The organism is Desulfovibrio sp. 1214_IL3152, assembly GCF_036763055.1.
In the GTDB taxonomy this organism is placed as follows: domain Bacteria; phylum Desulfobacterota; class Desulfovibrionia; order Desulfovibrionales; family Desulfovibrionaceae; genus Desulfovibrio.
Genome location: NZ_JBAIYW010000054.1, coordinates 1 through 2260, shown reverse-complemented (window position 1 = coordinate 2260; position 2260 = coordinate 1). Strand labels below are relative to the sequence as shown.

The following is a 2260-nucleotide window of genomic DNA, read 5'->3' as shown; positions in this document are numbered from 1 at the left end:
CGGTGACCTTTTCCGGCAGTTCGGGCAGCTATACCCTGCGCTACAAGGTGGCTGCCGTGGATGCCTCCGGGCGCGAATCCCTTCCCTCGCCTGCCGGGCAGTGCGCCAATGGCCGCCATCCGTCCGACTGGGTGCAGGGCAACAGCGCGAGCATAAGCTGGGCCTCTGTGGAAGGAGCCGTGGAATATAATATCTACAGGGAAGAAGCTGGTTACTTTGGCTTTATCGGCGTATCCGACGGCCTGAGTTTCAATGACCAGAACTACCAGGCCGACACGGCCGATACGCCCAAGGAAGACTGGGACCCGTTCGCCGACGGCAATTATCCCGGCATTGTGGCCTTTCATCAGCAGCGCATGGTTCTGGCCGCCACCCCCAAAAATCCGCAGGCATTTTACATGTCGCGCGTGGGAGACTTTGAAAATTTCCGTAAATCAAGACCATTGCAGGGTGATGACCCTGTGGAATACCTCATTGCCTCAGGCTCCATAGATGCCGTCACCTGGGCAGCCAGCTTCGGCGACCTGCTCATCGGCACCTCAGGCAGCGAATACAAGGCTTCCGGCGGCGACGGCGCGTCCATAACCGCAGGCAATATCAGCATCACGGCCCAGAGCTACTGGGGCAGCGCGGGCCTTGCGCCCATCATTATCGGAAACTCCATCCTGCATGTGCAACGTCACGGCTCCCGCGTGCGCGACCTCTTCTATTCACTGGAAAAAGACGGCTACGCGGGCAACGATCTTTCCATCATGGCTCCGCACCTTTTTGAAGGTCACACCATCCATCAGTGGGCCTATCAGCAGACGCCGGGGTCTACCATCTGGTGCGTACGCGACGACGGACTGCTGCTGGCCTTTACCTATATGAAAGAGCACGACATCTGGGGCTGGTCACGGCAGGTCACGCAAGGCCGGGTGCTCTCGGCGGCGGCCATTTCCGGCGAAAAAGGCGACACCCTCATGCTCGTGACGGAACGCCGCATCAACGGACAGCCGCGCATTTTTCTGGAGCGGCTGGCAGACCAGTGGCAAGACCACGAACCTGTGGAAGAAGCGTATTTTGTGGACTGCGGCCTCACGTTCCGGCTGGCCGCTCCTGCCATGACGCTGGAGGGACTGGACCACCTTGAAGGCTGCGAACTGGCCGTACTGGCCGACGGCAGCCCGGTGGAAGGTTGCGTGGTGCGCCAGGGCCGCGTGGAGTTGCCCTATGCGGCAAGCGTGGTGCAAGCGGGCCTGCCTTATGCCTCGGTCCTTTCATGCCTGCCTGTGGAATACGACAGCCAGTCCGGCACAAGCCTTGGCCGCCAGCGTGCCTACGGCATGTGTACTGCGCGCCTGTACCGGAGCGTGGGCGGCAAGTACGGCCCGGACAGGCATGAGCTGTACGATTTGCCCTTTCTGCCGGAACACTGGGGCCAGGCGGTATTGCCCTATTCCGGTGAGGTGTCGTTTGCGCCCGGCGGCTCGTGGGAGACTGCCGGCAGCCTGTGGCTGGTACAGGACAGGCCCCTGCCCTTCCGGCTGCTGTCGCTGGTGCTGGAAGTGAACTTTTCCTGAAATAGAGTAACTTTGAAATGCTTTGTGGGGGAGGTGACTCTTTTGCAAAAGGGTCCCTCCCCCCACGCCCCCACCCTCTAGAGCAGATTAACTTTGAAAATGTACATTCTCAAAGTTTAAAACACGCTCGCTTCGACGTTTAACCGCGCAAATAAATTGCGCTTACGCCTTCGCGGCGGGCGTCTGCTCGCGCAGCCGCCAGAGCAATTTCAAAGTGAAATTGCTCTAAAACCTTTACTCTTGCTTCAACCTGTCACAGGAATTCTTCCATCTGAGGCGGGGGCCAGAAAGCAGCGTTTTACAGACAGAACATTGTTTCAACGTGGCAATGCTCTGGACAGTGTCCAGGCAGTTTGCGGCGTCTTGCTTGAGTCACAAAGGAGAACACCATGCTGGCATTTGCCACCGAATCCTTTACAGAACTGGAATCCGAGGCCCGGCCCCTCACCGCCGCGCACTGGCGTGAAGTGGAAGCCCCCATGCACGGAAATACAAACTATGGTCTGGAAGCAGAACGCTACCGCCACCTGGAAGCACTGAACATGCTGCACGTGAGCGCCGCACGAACACCGGACGGCAGCCTTGCGGGCTACGCGGCCTTTACCCTTGTTCCCTGTCCGCACCGTCCAAAAACGCTTCTGGCCGCTCTGGACGGCCTGTACCTGACCCCGGAGGCACGCGGTGGCTTTACCGCCCTG

At 59.5% G+C, this 2260-nt stretch carries 2 protein-coding genes; both read left to right on the top strand.

The annotated features are described in order from the left end of the window. Positions 1–1562 (top strand): hypothetical protein (locus tag V6C07_RS01030; protein ID WP_333534544.1); only part of this gene is annotated, 1562 nt, incomplete at its 5' end. 389 nt (positions 1563–1951) lie between these two features. Beyond that, the coding region (locus V6C07_RS01025; protein ID WP_333534543.1) for a GNAT family N-acetyltransferase at positions 1952–2260 on the top strand (309 nt) is incomplete at its 3' end.